At 68.2% G+C, this 16,938-nt stretch carries 23 protein-coding genes; 20 read left to right on the forward strand and 3 right to left on the reverse strand.

Annotated elements, in window-relative coordinates:
- Window position 1: 1 nt before the first annotated feature.
- Window positions 2–334, forward strand: coding sequence for a hypothetical protein (locus ABZ234_RS03675; protein WP_355010885.1), 333 nt, complete (start codon window positions 2–4; stop codon window positions 332–334).
- Between the two features lie 48 nt (window positions 335–382).
- On the opposite strand, the gene ABZ234_RS03680 is transcribed toward ABZ234_RS03675, so the two are convergent.
- Together ABZ234_RS03680 and ABZ234_RS03685 are read right to left on the reverse strand one after the other, a co-directional pair.
- Entirely contained in the window at window positions 383–916 is a 534-nt protein-coding gene (locus ABZ234_RS03680; RefSeq protein WP_355010886.1) for a hypothetical protein, read from the reverse strand.
- A 66-nt stretch (window positions 917–982) separates the two neighbouring features.
- The gene (locus ABZ234_RS03685) at window positions 983–1,234 is read right to left on the reverse strand and encodes a hypothetical protein (protein WP_355010887.1); all 252 of its coding nucleotides are present in this window, start codon (window positions 1,232–1,234) and stop codon (window positions 983–985) included.
- Between the two features lie 378 nt (window positions 1,235–1,612).
- Between ABZ234_RS03685 and ABZ234_RS03690 the strand changes: the two genes are divergently transcribed.
- The 4 genes from ABZ234_RS03690 (at window position 1,613) to ABZ234_RS03705 (ending at window position 5,162) form a co-directional block, all read left to right on the forward strand.
- Window positions 1,613–2,008 carry a hypothetical protein gene (locus ABZ234_RS03690; RefSeq protein ID WP_355010888.1) on the forward strand — a complete coding sequence of 132 codons (396 nt, stop codon included), beginning with the start codon at window positions 1,613–1,615 and terminating at the stop codon, window positions 2,006–2,008.
- A gap of 40 nt (window positions 2,009–2,048) precedes the next feature.
- Window positions 2,049–3,338 carry a terminase family protein gene (locus ABZ234_RS03695; protein WP_355010889.1) on the forward strand — a complete coding sequence of 430 codons (1,290 nt, stop codon included), beginning with the start codon at window positions 2,049–2,051 and terminating at the stop codon, window positions 3,336–3,338.
- Window positions 3,335–3,526 (forward strand): hypothetical protein, encoded by a 192-nt coding sequence (locus ABZ234_RS03700; protein ID WP_355010890.1) that lies wholly within the window; start codon window positions 3,335–3,337, stop codon window positions 3,524–3,526. The genes ABZ234_RS03695 and ABZ234_RS03700 overlap by 4 nt, the downstream gene beginning before the upstream one ends.
- Before the next feature lie 64 nt (window positions 3,527–3,590).
- Window positions 3,591–5,162 carry a hypothetical protein gene (locus ABZ234_RS03705; protein WP_355010891.1) on the forward strand — a complete coding sequence of 524 codons (1,572 nt, stop codon included), beginning with the start codon at window positions 3,591–3,593 and terminating at the stop codon, window positions 5,160–5,162.
- Between the two features lie 2 nt (window positions 5,163–5,164).
- Here ABZ234_RS03705 and ABZ234_RS03710 read toward each other — a convergent pair whose 3' ends face one another.
- On the reverse strand, window positions 5,165–5,440 hold the full coding sequence (locus ABZ234_RS03710; protein WP_355010892.1) for a hypothetical protein: 276 nt from the start codon (window positions 5,438–5,440) through the stop codon (window positions 5,165–5,167).
- Between the two features lie 103 nt (window positions 5,441–5,543).
- Here ABZ234_RS03710 and ABZ234_RS03715 point away from each other — a divergent pair, with 103 nt between their 5' ends.
- The 15 genes from ABZ234_RS03715 (at window position 5,544) to ABZ234_RS03785 (ending at window position 16,934) form a co-directional block, all read left to right on the forward strand.
- Window positions 5,544–6,320: a hypothetical protein gene (locus tag ABZ234_RS03715; protein WP_355010893.1), complete on the forward strand. Its 777-nt coding sequence runs from the start codon at window positions 5,544–5,546 to the stop codon at window positions 6,318–6,320.
- A 16-nt stretch (window positions 6,321–6,336) separates the two neighbouring features.
- Window positions 6,337–7,248 carry a P22 phage major capsid protein family protein gene (locus tag ABZ234_RS03720; RefSeq protein ID WP_355010894.1) on the forward strand — a complete coding sequence of 304 codons (912 nt, stop codon included), beginning with the start codon at window positions 6,337–6,339 and terminating at the stop codon, window positions 7,246–7,248.
- Window positions 7,249–7,258: 10 nt separating this feature from the next.
- Window positions 7,259–7,573, forward strand: coding sequence for a hypothetical protein (locus ABZ234_RS03725; protein WP_355010895.1), 315 nt, complete (start codon window positions 7,259–7,261; stop codon window positions 7,571–7,573).
- A gap of 10 nt (window positions 7,574–7,583) precedes the next feature.
- A complete protein-coding gene (locus tag ABZ234_RS03730) occupies window positions 7,584–7,985 on the forward strand; it encodes a hypothetical protein (RefSeq protein WP_355010896.1) in 402 nt (133 codons plus the stop codon).
- On the forward strand, window positions 7,986–8,357 hold the full coding sequence (locus tag ABZ234_RS03735) for a hypothetical protein (protein WP_355010897.1): 372 nt from the start codon (window positions 7,986–7,988) through the stop codon (window positions 8,355–8,357).
- A gap of 1 nt (window position 8,358) precedes the next feature.
- A complete protein-coding gene (locus ABZ234_RS03740; RefSeq protein WP_355010898.1) occupies window positions 8,359–8,739 on the forward strand; it encodes a hypothetical protein in 381 nt (126 codons plus the stop codon).
- A gap of 8 nt (window positions 8,740–8,747) precedes the next feature.
- Window positions 8,748–9,020, forward strand: a complete 273-nt coding sequence (locus tag ABZ234_RS03745; RefSeq protein WP_355010899.1) for a hypothetical protein — start codon at window positions 8,748–8,750, stop codon at window positions 9,018–9,020.
- Window positions 9,013–9,291 (forward strand): hypothetical protein, encoded by a 279-nt coding sequence (locus tag ABZ234_RS03750; RefSeq protein ID WP_355010900.1) that lies wholly within the window; start codon window positions 9,013–9,015, stop codon window positions 9,289–9,291. Before ABZ234_RS03745 ends, ABZ234_RS03750 begins: the two co-directional genes overlap by 8 nt.
- Before the next feature lie 8 nt (window positions 9,292–9,299).
- Entirely contained in the window at window positions 9,300–9,758 is a 459-nt protein-coding gene (locus ABZ234_RS03755) for a hypothetical protein (RefSeq protein WP_355010901.1), read from the forward strand.
- Window positions 9,759–9,840: 82 nt separating this feature from the next.
- A complete protein-coding gene (locus ABZ234_RS03760; protein WP_355010902.1) occupies window positions 9,841–10,659 on the forward strand; it encodes an Ig-like domain-containing protein in 819 nt (272 codons plus the stop codon).
- Between the two features lie 85 nt (window positions 10,660–10,744).
- Window positions 10,745–11,107 (forward strand): hypothetical protein, encoded by a 363-nt coding sequence (locus ABZ234_RS03765; RefSeq protein WP_355010903.1) that lies wholly within the window; start codon window positions 10,745–10,747, stop codon window positions 11,105–11,107.
- A gap of 89 nt (window positions 11,108–11,196) precedes the next feature.
- The gene (locus ABZ234_RS03770; protein WP_355010904.1) at window positions 11,197–11,529 is read left to right on the forward strand and encodes a hypothetical protein; all 333 of its coding nucleotides are present in this window, start codon (window positions 11,197–11,199) and stop codon (window positions 11,527–11,529) included.
- Window positions 11,530–11,540: 11 nt separating this feature from the next.
- A complete protein-coding gene (locus ABZ234_RS03775; RefSeq protein WP_355010905.1) occupies window positions 11,541–15,032 on the forward strand; it encodes a hypothetical protein in 3,492 nt (1,163 codons plus the stop codon).
- On the forward strand, window positions 15,025–15,915 hold the full coding sequence (locus ABZ234_RS03780) for a hypothetical protein (protein WP_355010906.1): 891 nt from the start codon (window positions 15,025–15,027) through the stop codon (window positions 15,913–15,915). Before ABZ234_RS03775 ends, ABZ234_RS03780 begins: the two co-directional genes overlap by 8 nt.
- Window positions 15,916–16,025: 110 nt before the next feature.
- Window positions 16,026–16,934 (forward strand): hypothetical protein, encoded by a 909-nt coding sequence (locus ABZ234_RS03785; RefSeq protein ID WP_355010907.1) that lies wholly within the window; start codon window positions 16,026–16,028, stop codon window positions 16,932–16,934.
- Window positions 16,935–16,938 lie beyond the last annotated feature (4 nt).

Raw genomic sequence — 16,938 nt, forward strand, 5'->3', positions numbered from 1 at the left:
CATGCACTATGACCTACCCGACGTCACGGAAGTCCTGACCGAGCATGGCGGGCACATCGAACCAGCCCTAGAACAAGGCTGGAGTGACGGCCGCAAGCTTGCCTGGCTCGCCGCCACCGTCAAGATGGAAACCGGCCTCAACATCACCGTCAAGGACGGCTGCCTGTCCGAGAAGGTCGACGGCGAATGGGTGAAGGTCCCCAACCTGTTCAGCTTCACCGTGGGCGTCGCCAACATCGGCTCGTTCACCTACCGCGAGGCATGGGTCTACCTGACGGGCGTTGGGACCGGAGCGCGACAGGCAATCCGCACATCCCGCAGCAGCGACCTCTGAACGTCCCGGCCGCCGCCACAGGGGGTAGCGCGCGGCCGGGATGAACACTCACTCGCCCGCGTCCACCACAACGAACTCCGAACGGGCGAAGTGGTCGTCGAAGTTCCGGAGTTCGGCAGAGTGGAGAACCCGCACCAGGGACACCTGGAACGGTGTCACCTCGTACCGAACCACTTCCGCGTCATCGCTGTCGTCGTCGGAGTAGACGGGCTCGCCTGTGGGGAGGAAGACGTGCTCAAGGCTCTTGAACGCGTACACGCCCTCCCTGTGAATCAGGGCGTTGTTCCAGAACACGTCAGCGAAGAATGACCGAGCCTTATCGACCATGGAGAACTTCTCCAGGAAGTCCGGGACCAGGTCGTCAGAATCCTTGATCCCCCAACCGATCGTCAGCGACACATCGTCGCGGAACACCATCTGGTGCGTGTGTCGATCAATGCTTAGCGTTTGTCCCTCGCCGTTTCCGCGCGTCTCCAATGTGTGGTGAAACCCGGTCCCGGTGTTGCTCGCCCACAGCGGGATGTGCTTCCAGTCGTGCGGGCGAGACTTCGTGATTGCTTCGTGAACCTCGGACAGCTTCAAGGGGCCTCCTAGGGGGTCATGGTCATGTTGGTCTACCACCTCGGGACGACAAGGGGCTGTGGGCAGTCACCACGGCGACGTCGGGTTCGACGCTTCCGTGTTCTCCGTGCACCACGGGATCATCGCGTCGGCCGACACCCCCGGCTCACCCGCGTGCTCCACGGCGATCTCGCGCAGCTCCGGCTCGGCGTCCTCCTCCAGGGCCTTCGTCGCGATGTCCTCGCCCAGAGAGTTCATAGCCTCCCGCTCCTGGGGCAGGTTCGCCCGACGGTACGCGTCCCACAGGCGTAGGTCCTGGCAGATGACCTGAGCGGACATCGGGTCCACTGACACATCAGGCGACGGCGACTCGGACGGGGACACAGCAACAGCCTCCGACGGAGACGGCGCCGGCTCCTCCGCAGGCTCGGCACCAGCAGAGCAGCCCGACACGACGACGACCACGGCACACGCCAGCAACAGCCTCACGACACACCTCCGGTAGGGGGACGTCGGAGCGGGCGACGCGGGGACACCAGTGTGCACCAGGGCGAGACGGAACGGGCTGGGGGTGAGCGGATTGTGCCTCCACGCATCAGTGATGAGAAGCGCGAAGCGATCCTCGAAGACATCCGCGCTGGCGGTACCTGTAGGGGCATCGCCAAGGCTCACGAGGTCAGTCCTGACACCGTGCGCCGCATCGCAGCCGAGGGTGAAGTGAAGGACGCCTTCGCACGTGCGGACACCGAAAAGGCCACACGCGCGCGCACGACCGACATGGCCGCCCTGCGTGCTGAGATCTCCGAGAAGTACCTCCGCAAGGCCAACGAGCTCCTTGACCAGATGGACGAGCCGCACTTGGTCTACAGCTTCGGCGGCAAGGAGAACACCTACAACGAGCACCTGCTCGACAGGGCGCCGACCGGGGACCTCCGCAACCTCATGACCGCGTCGGCGGTCGCCCTCGACAAGCATCTGAAGATCCTCGCCACCGAGACGGACTCGGGCGCGGCGACTGCGGCGTCGATGCTGTCGGGCATCGCGGACGCTCTGGAGAAGGCCGCTGAGGTCCTCGACTCCGAACCTCCTGATGAGACCTCAACCAAGGTCTAGCCGCCGATAACGCTGGCTTATCGGGGGTCAGAATCCGGGGGTGGGCGTGGATCTTTCGCGTCTCACCGGGCACCTCTCCCCCGCCCAGATCCGATCGATCGTCGGGGCGATGTCGACCCCGCAGATCGCACTGTGGTCCGGGGCGGTGTCGTCGGGCAAGACCATCAGCTCGCTGCTGGCGTTCCTGATCTTGCTGACCCGCGCGCCGTCGACCGGGCTCATCGTCATGGTCGGACGCACGCTCCAGACCATCGAACGCAACCTCCTCGACCCACTGAGCTCCCCTGAGCTGTTCGGTGTGCTCGCCGGCCAGATCCACCACACGCCCGGGTCCACGACTGCGGTAATCCTTGGTCGGACCGTGCACCTGGTGGGCGCGTCCGACGCCCGCTCGGAGGGGCGCATCCGCGGAGCGACCATCGCGCTCTCCTACGTGGACGAGGCGACGCTCGTCCCGCAGTCGTTCTGGATGATGCTGATCAGCCGCCTGCGCGTGAAAGGCGCGAAGCTGCTGGCCACGACGAACCCCGACCACCCCGGGCATTGGCTCAGGCAAGACTTCGTACTGCGCGCCGACGAGGTCGGCATGCGGCACTGGCATTTCACCCTCGACGACAACCCGTCGCTGGACCCCAGCTACGTGGATCTGCTCAAGCAGCAGTACACGGGCTTGTGGTTCAGGAGGTTCATTCTCGGGGATTGGATCGCTGGTCAGGGCGCTGTCTACGACATGTGGGATCCGGACGAGCACGTGGTGGCGTGGCAAGACCTGCCGCCCATGGAGCGTCTGGTGTGCCTCGGTGTGGACTACGGCACGACGAACGCCAGCGCTGGTCTGCTCCTCGGGATCGCTCGCGACGGCCGCCTGTTCCTTGTGGACGAGTACCGGCACGAACCCCGGCGTGACGCGCAGCGCCTTACCGACGCCCAGCAGTCGGCCCGGTTGCTGGAGTGGATGGACCGCCCGCATCTCCCTGACGGATCGCGTCTACCGGTTGAGTACGTAGCCGTCGACCCTGCGGCGGCGAGCTTCCGTGTGCAGCTCCACCAGGACGGTCTTGCTACGTCGCCCGCTCACAACGACGTCGCCCACGGCATCAGCATGGTCGCAACGCTCCTCGCCCGTCGTCAGCTCCTCGTCTCGGACCGGTGCGCGGGCTGGATCAACGAGGTGGGTGGCTACTCGTGGGACGAGAAGGCGACGGAGAAGGGCTTGGACGCTCCCATCAAGACCGCAGACCACAGCCTCGATGCTGGCCGGTACGCCCTGACGACTTCCGAGGCCCTGTGGCGCCCGTATCTGATCGACCCTCTGGAGTTGGCAGCATGACTGAACCCACCGCGCCCACGACCACCAAGCAGCCGACGTTCGAGGAAGCGACCACGCTGGCTGCTGCGACTCTCGCTGAAGCGCGTGCGTGCGCGGGCATGGATGCCGCGCCGAGGCTGGTGTCCGTCGCTGACTCGTACCTGATCCTCGCGCAGATTCTCGACCGGCGTGAGCGTGGCCTTGAGTGACAGCGCGTGACCCCTCTGCCGGATTCTTCGGGCCTGATGACTACTGACCGTGAGATGGGGGTGGATGGTGCCGCTCCCTGACCGGAACATCCCGTGGCCGCCGAAGGAAACCCAACGCCCCCGTGAGCTCTACGACGAGTGGGGAGCCTGGTACGGCGGCGACCCCACCGAACTCGCCAGGGTGTACGGCGGGTCCACGGGCGGCGTAGACCTGAAAACGCACCCCTGGCAGTACTCCGGCGGAGTGCGCGGCACGGTCGGACGACTGTTCTGGGGGGCACCGCCCACGGACGGGCAGCAGCCCACACGGCTGCATGTCCCTCTCGCGTCGGACATTGCCAGCGTCAACGCGGACCTGCTCTACGCCGAACCCCCGTCGCTGACTGTCGCTGAGGAACACCAGCCCACTCAGGAGCGCCTCGACGTCCTGTTGACCACAATGCATTCGGCGCTGATCGAGGGCGCGGAAATCTGCTCCCCTTACGGTGGGGTCTTCCAGCGCGCGTCGTGGAACACCGCCGTGGCCGACCACATCATCGTTGAGCCGATCATCCCGGACTGTGCGGCCCCCGAATGGTCAGGCCAGTACCTGACCGCCGTAACCTTCTGGCGCGTGCTTTCCGACGAGGACGGGAGCGTGTGGCGGCACCTTGAGCGCCACGAGCCCGGCAGGGTCTACCACGGCCTGTACCGAGGCACCGAGGATCGCCTCGGCCGGGTCGCAGCCTTGCAGGACCACCCGGGCGCTGAGGGCCTCGCCCCGCTGGTGGACTCCAATGGAGGAATCTCCACGGGCGCTCGCGGCCTCGCCGTCGAGTACTTCCCGAACATGCGCCCCAACCGGCTGATCAGGGGAAGCGCACTCGGGCGGTCGGACTATCAGGGCGTGGAGCAGCTCTTCGACTCCCTTGATGAGACGTGGTCGGCGCTCGTGCGGGAAATCCGGCTCGCGAAGGCCCGTCTGGTGGTACCGGACAGCTTCCTCGACAACCTTGGGCGCGGCCAGGGGCAGCGCTTCGACGTCGACAGGGAGATCTACAAGGGCGTCAATGGGATGCTTCAGCAGCAGGGGCAGGGTCTTGGTGACCTTCTTCAGCTGATCCAGCCCGCAATCCGGATCGATGAGCATCTCGCTGGTGCGCAGGCGCTCGCTGAGCAGATCGTCCGTGGCGCGGGTTTCTCTGCGCAGACATTCGGCGAGGGCCCTTCGGATGTGAACGTGACTGCCACTGAGGTGCAGCACAGGGAGCGGAGGACGTTCTCGAACCGGGCCCGGAAGCTTGGCTATCAGACCGGCCCGTTGAAGCGGTTCTCGCGGACTGTCCTGGAGATGGACGCGCACGTGTTCCCGGAGCACAGGATCCGCCCGCAGCCGGTGATGGTGCAGTGGCCTGATGGTGTGCAGGACGCACCGGAGGCGACGGCCCGCACTGTGCAGCTGTGGGAGGCGGCGGGAGCGGCGTCCACGGAGATTCGGGTTCGTGCGATTCACCCGGACTGGCATGACGAGCAGGTCGTCGAGGAGGTCACGCGCATTCAGGAGGAGAACCCGGTAATCAACCCGTTCGTCGCTGCGGGGATCATCCCGAGGCAAAGCGAAGGCGCCGACGAGGAGCCGCCGGCGCCCGCAGGGTAGGACTAGCGACCGTGCTGCATCTGGTCGTACAGCACTCCACCAGGAACCAGGTCGGCCTGCCTTAGGTGCGCACCGACCTCTCGGAGGGCCTGCCTGTAGTCCTCGTCTCCCTCTTCCGGAAGGCCTTCGGCCCACTGGTCGAGCCACTTCGCGATCACGAGGTGGTTGCGGTACAGGTCGCCATCTTCGCCGATGAGGACGTTCTCCACTCGCTTGGGCTCCCAGGCCGCAAGCCGCTCCTTGTCGAAGTCGAGCAGCTCTTCATCCGAGTGCCTCATGGCACTCCCTTCTCTCAGGGGAGCCGCAGCCTATGGCACCCCGACGACACACCCCATCCAGCTGAGGCCACCCAGGCGGTGGCCTTTCCCTTTGGAGATCATCGTGACCGAGCAGCAGGGCCAGGCGCCCGCCGCCGACACCACCCCGACCACCGAGCAGGCCGCACCCGCGGACGCCGTCCACGCGGTGGAGGTCACCACCGCGCCGGCCGAACCGCAGCAGGCCTCCGAGGACACCACCGCGCCGAAGCCCGCCGCGCCGGCGCCAGCGCCCGAGGTGAAGCCGGAGGCGGCTAAGCCCGCGGCGCCCGACGCTGACGACCTCGCGTCCCTGTCGCCCGCCGAGCTCGCGAAGATGGTCCGCAAGCTGCGCGCCGAGAACGCCAGCGACCGCACCAACGCGAAGCAGCAGGCTGCTGCGGACGCCGAGAGCGCGCTCGTGCAGAAGCTCGGCAAGGCATTCGGGTTCGTCAAGGACGACGCCGAAGCCGCTCCCCCCACCGCCGAGGAGCTGACCGCACAGCTCACCGCCGCGCAGAAGGCCGCCGCCGACCGCGACACCGAGCTCCGCGCACTGCGCGTCGAGACCGCTGCCGCGAAGGCCGCCCGCAAGGCCGGCGCCGACGTCGACTCGCTCCTCGACTCCCGGACTTTCGCCGCCAAGCTCGGCGAACTCGACCCCTCCGACGACGGCTTCACTGCGGCGCTCGACGCGCTCGTGGCGAAGACCGTGGAGGACAACCCGAAGTACAAGGCCACGAGCCCGGCGCCCGCGGCTTCCTCAGGCGATTTCTCCGGCGGGTCCGGAGACAAGCCACCGACCCGCAACGACTTCGACGACTTCCGCAGGGCCCGTCGGGCCCGCAGCGGACTCGACTGACTAGGAGAAACTGGCCGTGGCCAACACCTTCCTCACCCCTGACATCATCGCCCGCGCCGCCCTGGCGACCCTGTACGAGACCTGCGTGATGGCGCAGCTCGTCCACCGCGACTACTCCAGCGAGTTCGTGCCGAAGGTCGGCGGGCAGGTCACAATCCGCAAGCCCGCGATCTTCGAGGCCCAGGAGTTCGTGCAGGCCGACGGCATCACCATCCAGGACGCGAACGAGGGCGAGGTCCCCGTCGTCCTGAACCACTTTGCGGACGTGTCCTTCGCTGTCACCTCACGCGACCGCACTCTGGCGATCGAGGACTTCTCCGCGCAGCTCCTCGACCCGGCCCTGGAAGCGATCTCGCAGAAGATCGACCGCGACATCCTCGCTTTCCGGGACGACATCACCCAGGAAGTCGGCGTGGTCGCCGGCGACGTCATGCACCCCTGGTCCGACCCCCGGTCGCTGATCGACGCCGGCCGCGTCCTGGACGAAGCCAAGGTCCCCGAGCGGGAGCGGCGTGCAGTGGTGGGTCCGCTGATGGCTGCGAACTGGATCGCGGACCCCCTGTTCAGCGAGGCGGACAAGCGCGGTTCCACCGAGGGTCTGATCGAGGCCGGGATCGGCAGGAAGTTCGGGTTCGACACCTACAAGACCCAGAACATCAAGCGACCCACCCAGGGGCCGGGCGTGTCGACCACCGAGGTCGGCGTGGGCTTCCACCGGACCGCCGTGGCGCTGGTGACCCGTCCCCTGGAGCTCCCGGGCGGGGCGGCGAACGCGGCGATCGCCTCGTACAAGGGCTTCGGCATCCGGGTGGTCATGGACTACGACATCACCAGCAAGCGCGACATCGTGTCCCTGGACACCCTGTATGGCGTGAAGACCCTCGATGCGACCCGCGCGGTGCTCATCAAGGGTGCTGACGGCTCGTAGGGGGCGCTGGATGTACGTCTACCGCAACAGCAACACGGGGGACGAGGTCGGCTACGAGCGTCGGTCGGCGCGGCTGGACAACCTGCCCAACTGGGTGCTGGTGTCCTCCCCCGCCGACCCGCCGCCTGTGGTCGGCCCCGACCGGGGCCCGGCGATGGAGGACATGGTGTCCACGCCGGACGCTCTCACCGCCCAGCCCGAGCGTCCGAAGCAGTCCGACGACAAGGCCACGTGGATCGCCTACATCGCCTCCACCACGGACCTGTCCGAAGCCGAAGCCAAGGACCTGACCAAGGCCGAGCTCATCGCCCAGGCCGACGAGTAGGAGGTGTCTCGTGGCTCCGGTCTATGCGACTCCCGCTGAGCTGGCCGAGTGGCTCGGCCTGTCCGAGCCTCCGGCCGGCGCGACTGTGGCGCTGCGGGACGCCTCCCTCGCCATCGACGGGCTGCTGATCGGCGCCGTGTACGCCACGGACGCCGACGGTAAGCCCACGGAGCAGAAGGTGATCGACGCCCTGCGGGACGCGGTCTGCGCTCAGGCGAGCTTCAAGCCCAAGGGGTCGAACACGCCGGCCGACCCGGGCGGGAAGCTGTCCGCGGTCAAGGTCGACAAGGTCAGCAAGAACTTCGCGACCGACCCGACCACTGGCCGTGTCGTGGAGGAGCCCTACTCGTCGCAGGCCGTGTCCATCCTCCGTATCGAGGGTCTGATCCCCGCCCATCCGGTGGTGATCTGAGTGGCGCTCCCGATCATCACGGACCAGGTGTACGTGCTCCGGCCGCCGCTGGTCACGGACGCGCACGGGAACCGATCGAGGAGCACGAAGGACTGGAGCGCGGCTGTCCGCACGGGCCCGTTCGACGCCTGTGTGCAGCCGGACTCGGCCACCCTCGGCGCGAGTCTCGCGACCAAGGAGGAGCGGCGCGGCGGGCGCGAGCAAGTCAGCAAGTCCGTCGCGGTGTACCTGGAACCGGGCACTGACGTGGTCGCGACCGACGCTCTGGAGATCGACGGTGTCATCTGGCAGGTCAACGGCAACCCTTTCACTCTCCCTGACGTCGGCGACCTCGGCCACATGATCCTCAAGGCCAACTGGATCGAGGGGTGACATGGGCCGCGTCGAACTCAACCAGGCCGTGATCAACAGCCTCGGCAGCTGGGGTCCCGTGGACGACGACATCCACAACCGTGCCCGCCGTGTGCAGGCGATGGCGCGCGGTCGTGGCCCGATCGACCGCGGCGACTACGTGTCCAGCATTGACACCGAGAAGCTCCAGCCGCACGGGTGGCGGGTCATCGCCCGTGACCGCAAGTCCGAGTGGATCGAGTACGGGACACGTCCGCACATCATCCGACCCCGCACGGCCGGGGCCCTGTGGTGGCCCGGCGCTGCACACCCGGTGGCCATGGTCCGCCATCCGGGCACGGCTCCCACGAACAATCTCGCCGAGGCGCTGGAGTTGGCGGCGCGAGGCACCACGCACATCTGAGGAGAACCATGCCGCACGTCAAGATCGGCTACCCGCACAAGGCCCCCGACGGCTCGAAGCGAACGCAGGGCGAGACCGTGTACGTGTCCAGCGCCGAGGCGGAGGGCATCGTCGCTGACGGCAAGGGCAAGATCGTGAAGGTCTCCCCGGATGAGGCCGTGAAGATCGCCGAGGCCGCGAAGCCCAAGACCGACAAGCCCGCACCGAAGCAGCAGGAGGCTCCAAAGCCCCTCCCGAAGCGGCCCACGCCCGCGAAGACGGAGAAGGACGCCGATGCCTGACCTGCCCGTCATCCGAGTGGAGCGGTACGGCGACGACTTCCGCGTCCTCGTCAACGGCGAGCCCCTCCCCGTGCCCATCGACGACTCCGGAGTGCGGATCATGTCCGCGCCTGGATGCATACCAGGTGTCAACGTCACGCTGCTCGCAGCTGAGGTGAACCTCGTGGACTCTCTCGCTCCCAAGGCGAAACCTGAAGAGCAGCAGCGCGTCACGGACTACCTGGACAGCAAGGCTCCGCCGTCGTCCTGGCGGCCCAAGCCGCGCAGCTAGGGGGCGTCGTGGCCCTGCCCGTCATCCTCTACCCGGACGCTGAGCTGGTCGCGATCACCTGGCACCGGGCACGCCTCGGGGATGCGGTGGGCATGGTGTGCTCCGAGCTCCCCGAGCCTGAGCTGTTCGCCTCGTCGCTGCCGATCGTGCAGTTCGTGCGGCTCCCGTCACCGCCCGCTGACCGACGCGTCCACGACATCGCCCGCATCCAGTGCATCGTCCGCGTGGACGAGTCCGCAGGCAGGCCCGGAGCGATCGACCTTGCCGGGTACGTGTCCGCGCACTTCGCCGCCATGTCCGGGCAGACCATCACCCTGCCGCCGACCACGTACACGCCGGGCGGCGCGGCCACCGTCGGGTGCGTCCGCGGCCAGTCCAACCCCGCGCCGTTCCGCGACGACAACACCAACCTCATCAGCTTGGCCTTCACCGGCGAGCTCTACCTGCGCCCCTTCCGGGTCACCTGACCCACCCCAGACCACAACCCCGACGCCTTCTGGTGCCGGGGTTTTTCCATGCCCACACCAGGGCTGAACCCCAGGAGGGGACATGGCGGACAACGTCAACGCAATCCGCGCATTCGGGACGGACGGCGGCAAGTGCTACGTCGCACCGCTCGGGAGCTCGCTGCCGGAGGGCCTCGACGCGTTCGGACCAGAGTGGTGGGACCTCGGAGCGATCGACCCCGCCGGGCTCACCGAGGCCTACGAGGAAGAGCGCAACGCCAAGACGCCCCTCGGCTACAAGTCGCCCGTCAGGACCGACATCACGGGCGTGACCAAGACGTTCACCACCCCGATGTGGGAGGTCAATCCCTACACCCAGGCCCTGTACGACAACGTGCCCCTGTCCGCGCTGGAGGAGCTGCCCGGCGGCATCATCTCGTACCCGGTGTATCGGCCCACGGGTCAGCGCAAGTACATGCTCGCGGTGGACACTTTCGATGGAGTCAACCACGAGCGCACCGTCGCCGCGATCGCGGAGGTCACGACCCGCGCTGAACGGTCCAAAAACGCGGAGAACGTGACGGCTTCGGGCCTGACCTGGACCGTGTACGAGGCCAGCGACGGGCTCATGTTCAACCGGTTCTACCTCAGCGACGGCATGTGGCTGCCCGTGGACACCCTGGAGGTCGCCGGAACTGCGACCGTGGCTGTCGCCGCGACCACACAGCTCACCGCGACCGCGACCTACTACAGCTCCGAGACCGACGACGTGTCCGCGACCGCCACATGGGACACGTCCGCACCCCTGATCGCCACCGTCGACGCCGACGGCACCGTGACCGGAGTCGGCGCCGGAGAGGCGACCATCACCGCGTCATACCGGGGCGTCGCCGACGCCCTCGCGGTCACCGTCACCGCATAGAGACCGGTGGTCGGGTGTCCGCGCAGGTGCACCCGACCACCTACACCAACCTGCGCTCAACCTGCGTGAACACGAGGAGACCGCCATGACCGCTGCCCGAAAGCCCGCCACGAAGAAGCCCGCCGTCCCCGCTGGGGCGATCGCTGTCGCCGACCTGCCTGACAACAAGGGCGCACAGGTGTCCGAGGCGATGGAGCAGGACGCGACGTTCGTCATGGCCGACGGCTCGACCTTCACCTTCAAGCCGCTTTCCGAGTGGCCGTACAAGGCCAACGTCGCGTTCGCGGTCGGCGACATCATGGCGTGGGTGAAGGGTGCGCTCGCGGACTCCTCCCAGATGGACGACTTCCTCGACCACTCCTCCCGTGAGGTCGGTCGCGTCATCCGCTACTTCGACGACATGGCAGGGGCCACCCGGGGGGAAGGCTCCAGCTCCTCCACGTCCTAGAGGAGCACCCGCGCGAAGTCGAGCTCGACCTACTCGACCGAGGCGTCGACCTGATCGACTTCTACGCCGGACGGATCACCATGCGGCGCATGGTCCTCCTCGTCATCCACGACCTCGCCCGAATGCCCCGCACCCGGGCCGTCCTCGCCGGACGCGACCCGGGACGGCCGTGGTCGGAGACCAACGACCAGCTGGCGCTGCTCGACTCGCGGATCCAGGCGCTCATGCGGGTCATGTGGGTCGGCGGACGCCTCAAAGGCGAACCGCCGGAGATCCACCCGTACCCGGTGCCCACGGCGAAGGACGAGAAGGCGCAGGAGAAGGCGTCGCGTCGCCCTGATCCGAGGAAGCAAGCCTATTTGGAGCGCTTCGCGCCGCCGAAGAGGCACCTCAAGCTCGTGAAGACACCACCAGCCGAGTAGGGGGTGTCGCCATGCCCGACGCCGGATCAGTGTGGGTCGACGTCCTCCCCGACCTCAAGCGTTTCGGGCCCCGGCTGCGCGCCGAGCTCCAGCAGCACGCCGGCCGGGGCATGGACATCCCCGTCGGGCTCGACTCGACCAAGGCGAAGCAGGAGCTCGACTCCTTCCGTCGCCAGCTCGACCAGGTCGGCCGCCGCGCCCCGCGCATCACCGTGTCCGCGGACACCCGCACCGCGCTCGCCTCGCTGGTCCGTGCCGAGAAGGCCGCGGATCGGTTGGACGGGCGCGTCATCAACATGCGCGTGGCCACCAGCGGCAGCGGACCCATCGCCCCCGTCGCTCCGAGGACCCCCTCTGCCCCTTCGGGTGGAGGGGGCGGCGGAAGCACACCCCGAAGCGGCGGCCAGCAGCGCCCGTTCTCGGACGTCTCCCCCGCCGGCGTGCTCGCGATCACCACCCTCGTCCCCCCGCTCGTGCCCGCCGTGGGCGCGCTCGCCGGGGGCCTGGGCGCGGTCGCGTCCGGCTTCACCGCGGCCGGTGTCGGCGCGGCGGGTTTTGCCCTCGCGGCGATCCCCGCGATCAGGGAAGCCAACTCGGCGACCGACAACCTGACCGCCGGGCAGCGCGAGTTCCAGGAGTCCATGGGCGGGCTCACCGCGTCGTGGCAGACCTTCCGTGCGGCAACGGACCGGCCCGTCCTTCAGGCTGCTGCCAGTGGCCTGGACGTCGCCAACGTCGGACTGCGCCTGCTCACTCCGGCCACGAACCGCACCGCGTCGGCCCTGTCCACCCTTGGCGACGAGGCGCAAGAAGCACTGGGGAACCCCCGCTGGACGGCGTTCTTCTCCTTCATCTCCCGGCAGGCCAACCCCAGCACGATCACCTTCGGCCGCTCCATCGGCAACCTGACCAGCGGCGTCGCCGGTCTCGTCATGAACATGGAGCCCCTGTGGACCGTGGTCGCGCCCGGCCTGGAGCGGTCCACCGCGCGCTTCGCCGAGTGGGGCCACGAAGCCGAGAACTTCGAGGGCTTCATCGCCTGGACCATTGCGAACGGCCCTGTCTTCACAGAGATGTTCGGGTCCATCGCCTCCGCCGCGATCGACGTCGGCGTGGCCATCGGCCCGCTCGGCACCATCTACGCGCAGGGCCTCACCGTCTTCGCTGAAGCAATCTCCATGGTCGCCGAGACCGCGCCGTGGCTGCTCCAAGCGGCCATCGCGGCGAAGACTGCACAGGTTGCCTTCCAGCTGTTCGGGCGGGTTAACACCGGTCTGATCCAGCCCATGCGGGAGCTTCCGGGGCACATCCGCGAGTACACGTCCAGCCTGTCCACCGTCGGCACCAACGCCACCACGGCAGCCACTGGCACCTCGCGCTTCTCCGGAGCCCTGTCCGGTGCGGTCGGCGCCCTCGGAGGCCCATGGGGGATCGCCATTGCGGCGGGCGTCATCGCCCTCGGCGCTTTCGCCACTGCCAAAGCCCGCGCCCGACAGGAGACCGAGGCGTACACCGCTGCCATCCAGGCGGACGCCGGCGCACTCGGCGAATCCGCACGCGCCCTCGCCGTGAAGAACCTCGAAGAGGAGGAAACCCTCCAGCTCGCCGAGAGGCTCGGCTTCTCTACCGACCGGGTCACCGACGCCGTCCTTCGGCAGGGCGGCGCCTACGAAGAGGTCGTCGGCAGCATCGACGAGCAGATCGCTGCCTATGACCGCATGTACGACGCGGGCGAGATCAGCCACCAGCAGTGGTCCGGCAGCGTCACCCAGCTCATGGAGCTTCGGGACGCCATCGACGAAGAGGCGACTGCGGTCGATGGGGCGGGCGAGTCGTACCGCCGCCAGACCGAGGCGATGGGTCCGGTCAGGGAGGGTCAGGACGAGCTCAACGCGTCGATGGCGGAGGGTGCCTTCCAGGCTCGCGACCTGCGGACCGCTTTGGACGCTCTCACGGGCGCGCACGTCAGCGCGGTCGAGGCTGAGTCCAACTTCCAGGCCGCCGTGGACGCAGCCACGGCCAGCATCGCCACCAACGGCTCCACTCTCGACCTGAACACCGAGCAGGGCCGCGCCAACGAGGCCACCCTGCGCCAGATCCGTGACACCACCATCGCGAACACGGAGGCTACCCGCCTCAACGGCGAGTCCGTCGCCGAGCAGACCGCGACCGCGGCGCGCGGCCGAGAGGAATTCGTCCGGGTCGCCCGACAGATGGGACTGACCTCAACCGAGGCCGAAGACCTTGCCGACGAGTACCTCGGCATTCCCTCGGACGTGCGCACGGCGATCGAGGTCAGAGCGAACGGCACGTGGGCCGGCGTGCGTGCGAGTGCGTCGAACGCGAACCCCTTCCGGGGTGCGTCGGCGTCGACTTTCGCTGTCGGCGGCCCGGTGTCCGGGCCCGGCACGGCGACGTCCGACTCGATCCCCGCGTGGCTGTCCGACGGCGAGTTCGTGCAGCCCACCCACGTCGTCGACCACTACGGCGTGGGTTTCATGGAAGCACTCCGCCACAAACAGATCCCCAAGGGTGCCGTGCAGGGGTTCGCGAAGGGAGGCCGAGTCAGCCGGGGCGCGGGCTCCACTGCGTGGGACATCGTCGACGACCACCGCCGCGATATTCGCCCCGAGTGGAACATCCTCGTCAACAGCCTGATCGGGTCCATCGGCGACTCGATGGCCGAGGACTTCAAGAACAGCTCCCGAGGGCCGATGGGAGTCGCTGCGCTTGCTGAGGCGTCCATCGGCCGCTACCCGGAGTCAAACGGGAACAACGTCAACGCGATTACCCGATGGTTCGGCATGAACGGCGCTCCGTGGTGCGCCATGTTCATCAGCTGGCTTTTCGCCCAGTCGGGTGCGTCCCGCGCCCTCGGCGGCGCCGCCCGGACCGCGTGGACGGGCGACTACTACACGAGCGGAATGCCGCGCACGAACTCACCGCAGCCCGGCGACGTCGCCGTGTACGGCACACGGCACGTCAACCTCGTCACCACCGCTGGCGGTGGGCGGCGAGTCGGCGGCAACCAGTCCAACAACGTGACCGCAGCGCCCTACTCGGGTGGTGCGATCTTCCGCCCGAACTGGGGCGCCGCCGGGTTCGCCCACGGCGGGCTCGTGTCCATCGCGGACATCGTCAGGCAGGACCGCGAACAGGACGAGCGGGCGGGCATGAGCCCGCTCGTCCGGCAGATCCGGAACATCGCCGGGTACGCGGACGGCGGCGTCGCCTCAGGGTGGGCGGTCGTCGGTGAACGGGGTCCGGAGCTCGCAAGGTTCGACGACCCGGCGCGCGTCTACAGCAACGCCGAGTCGGCGCGGATGCTCGCGACCGCAGGCAAGGCCACAGGGCAGGCCAGCACAAGCACGCCCGCCTCCCCCCTCGTCGGCTCCCAGTCCTTCCATCTGCACTCCGCAGACGACGGCATTCGCGAGATGGCGGACACGATGACCCACGAGATCCGGGTCCTCAGCAAGGGAGGCCGGTACGCCGATGGCTGACCTCCAGGAGCGCCAGTACGAGCTGGGTGGGGTCGTCTTCGGCGACCTCACCTCCGTCCAGTCCGACGACATCACCATCGGCGACCCGGGGACACGGCTGGGCGACCAGCCCACCCCGGGCGCCGACGGCGAACAGGCCGGCATCGACTACAAAGACGGCCGGACGATCACCATCGACCTGTGGACGGACACGACCACGGCCGCGGACTCCCGGTCGGCATGGGCGCAGCTCGCCGCGGTGTGGGACGCCGCCACGACCAGAGCCACACCACGGGCCGTGGTCCCGCTGCGAATGCGGCTCCCCGGGTCGCCCACGATGATCGTCTACGGCAGGCCGAGGCGGCTCACACCGTCGTCCCAGCGGCAACGCGACCTCGGGATCGTGGACTTGACCGCGACGTTCCAGACCTTCGACAGCGTCTTCTACGCCGACGGTCCCGACGGAGTAGGACGCTCCGTCACCCTCACTCTCGTCACCGCAGCGGGCACGGGCATCACCTGGCCGGTCACGTGGCCCATCACGTGGGGCGCGCAGGGAGTCCGACAGGACGCCGTGGTGAACGCGGGCAACAAGCCCTCGTGGCCCGTGATCACCATCCGCGGCCCCGTCGCTCAGCCGTCGATCGAGCTCGTCGGCACAGGCCGGTCGCTACGCCTCGACACCACCCTCGCTGCGGACAGGTCGATCACCATCGACACCCGCCCGTGGGCACAGACCATCCTCCGAGACGACGGCGCGAGCTTCGCCGGCGTGGCCCGCGGCGCCGCGCTCTCCGACTTCAGATTGCCCGTCGGGCAGACGGTCCTCGCGTACAGGGGCACCGACCTGTCCGGACAGTCCACCTGCACGATCAGCTGGCGCGACGCCTACGAGACCCCCTAGGAGAGCACATGGCTTTGGAGATGGACTCCTGGGCGGTTGAGGGGGCACAGTCCTCGTCGCGGATCGCCCGGCTTCAGCTTCAGTCGGGGACAGCGTCGAGGAACGGCGTCGTGGACAGCGGCCACCTTCAGATCCTCCCCCTGACGGTCCCGGGCACGAGCGTGCGGGCGACCTCCGGCGGAGCGACCATCCTCGGCGCGGAAGCGGCTTTCCAGGGCAGCTACTTCGCCTTCAACGTGGGCGACGCCGAGATCCCCGTCTCGCCGACCGGGTCAGGCGGTGGACGCTCCGACCTGGTGATCCTCCGAGTCGAGGACCCCAACATCAGCGGGACCCCGTGGACGCACGACGTGACCACGGATCCCGTCTACTACTTCCGCGTCATCGAGGGCGTCACCAACACCACCACCGACGTGCCCGCTGGCACCACGGGGGTCGCTCTCGCCCGCATCGACATCCCCGCGAACACCGCCACGATCACCGCCGCAATGATCACCGACGTCCGCCAGATGGCCAACCCCAAGCGACTCCGGGAACTCAGGGTGCAGCGCGGGCAGGGCCTCGAAGACGGGCGCTGGGACGAAGCTGACTTCACCAGCGACTACGAGAGATGGCCCCAGCACGACTGGACCGTCACCATCCCGGAGTGGGCAACGCAGGTGCAGGTCGTCGCGAACTGGTTCAGCGTCCTCTACCCCGCACCCAACGGCACGGGTGGCACCTACGACGCCCGCGGGCTCGTCCGGGTTGGCCTAGTGGGGTCGGGCGGCAACGTCCTCAACACCCCCTCCACGGCGTACAACGTCAACCCGATCACCTCCACCAACGGATACCGGGTCAACATCGGGCTGACCTCTCAGGTGAACATCCCCGTCGCAATGCGCGGCATGACCTGCGACCTGCGCATGTACGCCAAGTGCGACGCGGACCGCATCGTCTTCCTCGTCGCTGACGGCTGGGCGAACTTCAGCGTCGACCTGGAATTCCGCGAGAACGCCGCACCGCGAGCTGAACTGTAGGGGG

It is taken from the genome of Nocardiopsis sp. NPDC006198 (genome assembly GCF_040613895.1).
Taxonomy (GTDB): Bacteria; Actinomycetota; Actinomycetes; order Streptosporangiales; family Streptosporangiaceae; genus Nocardiopsis; species Nocardiopsis tropica.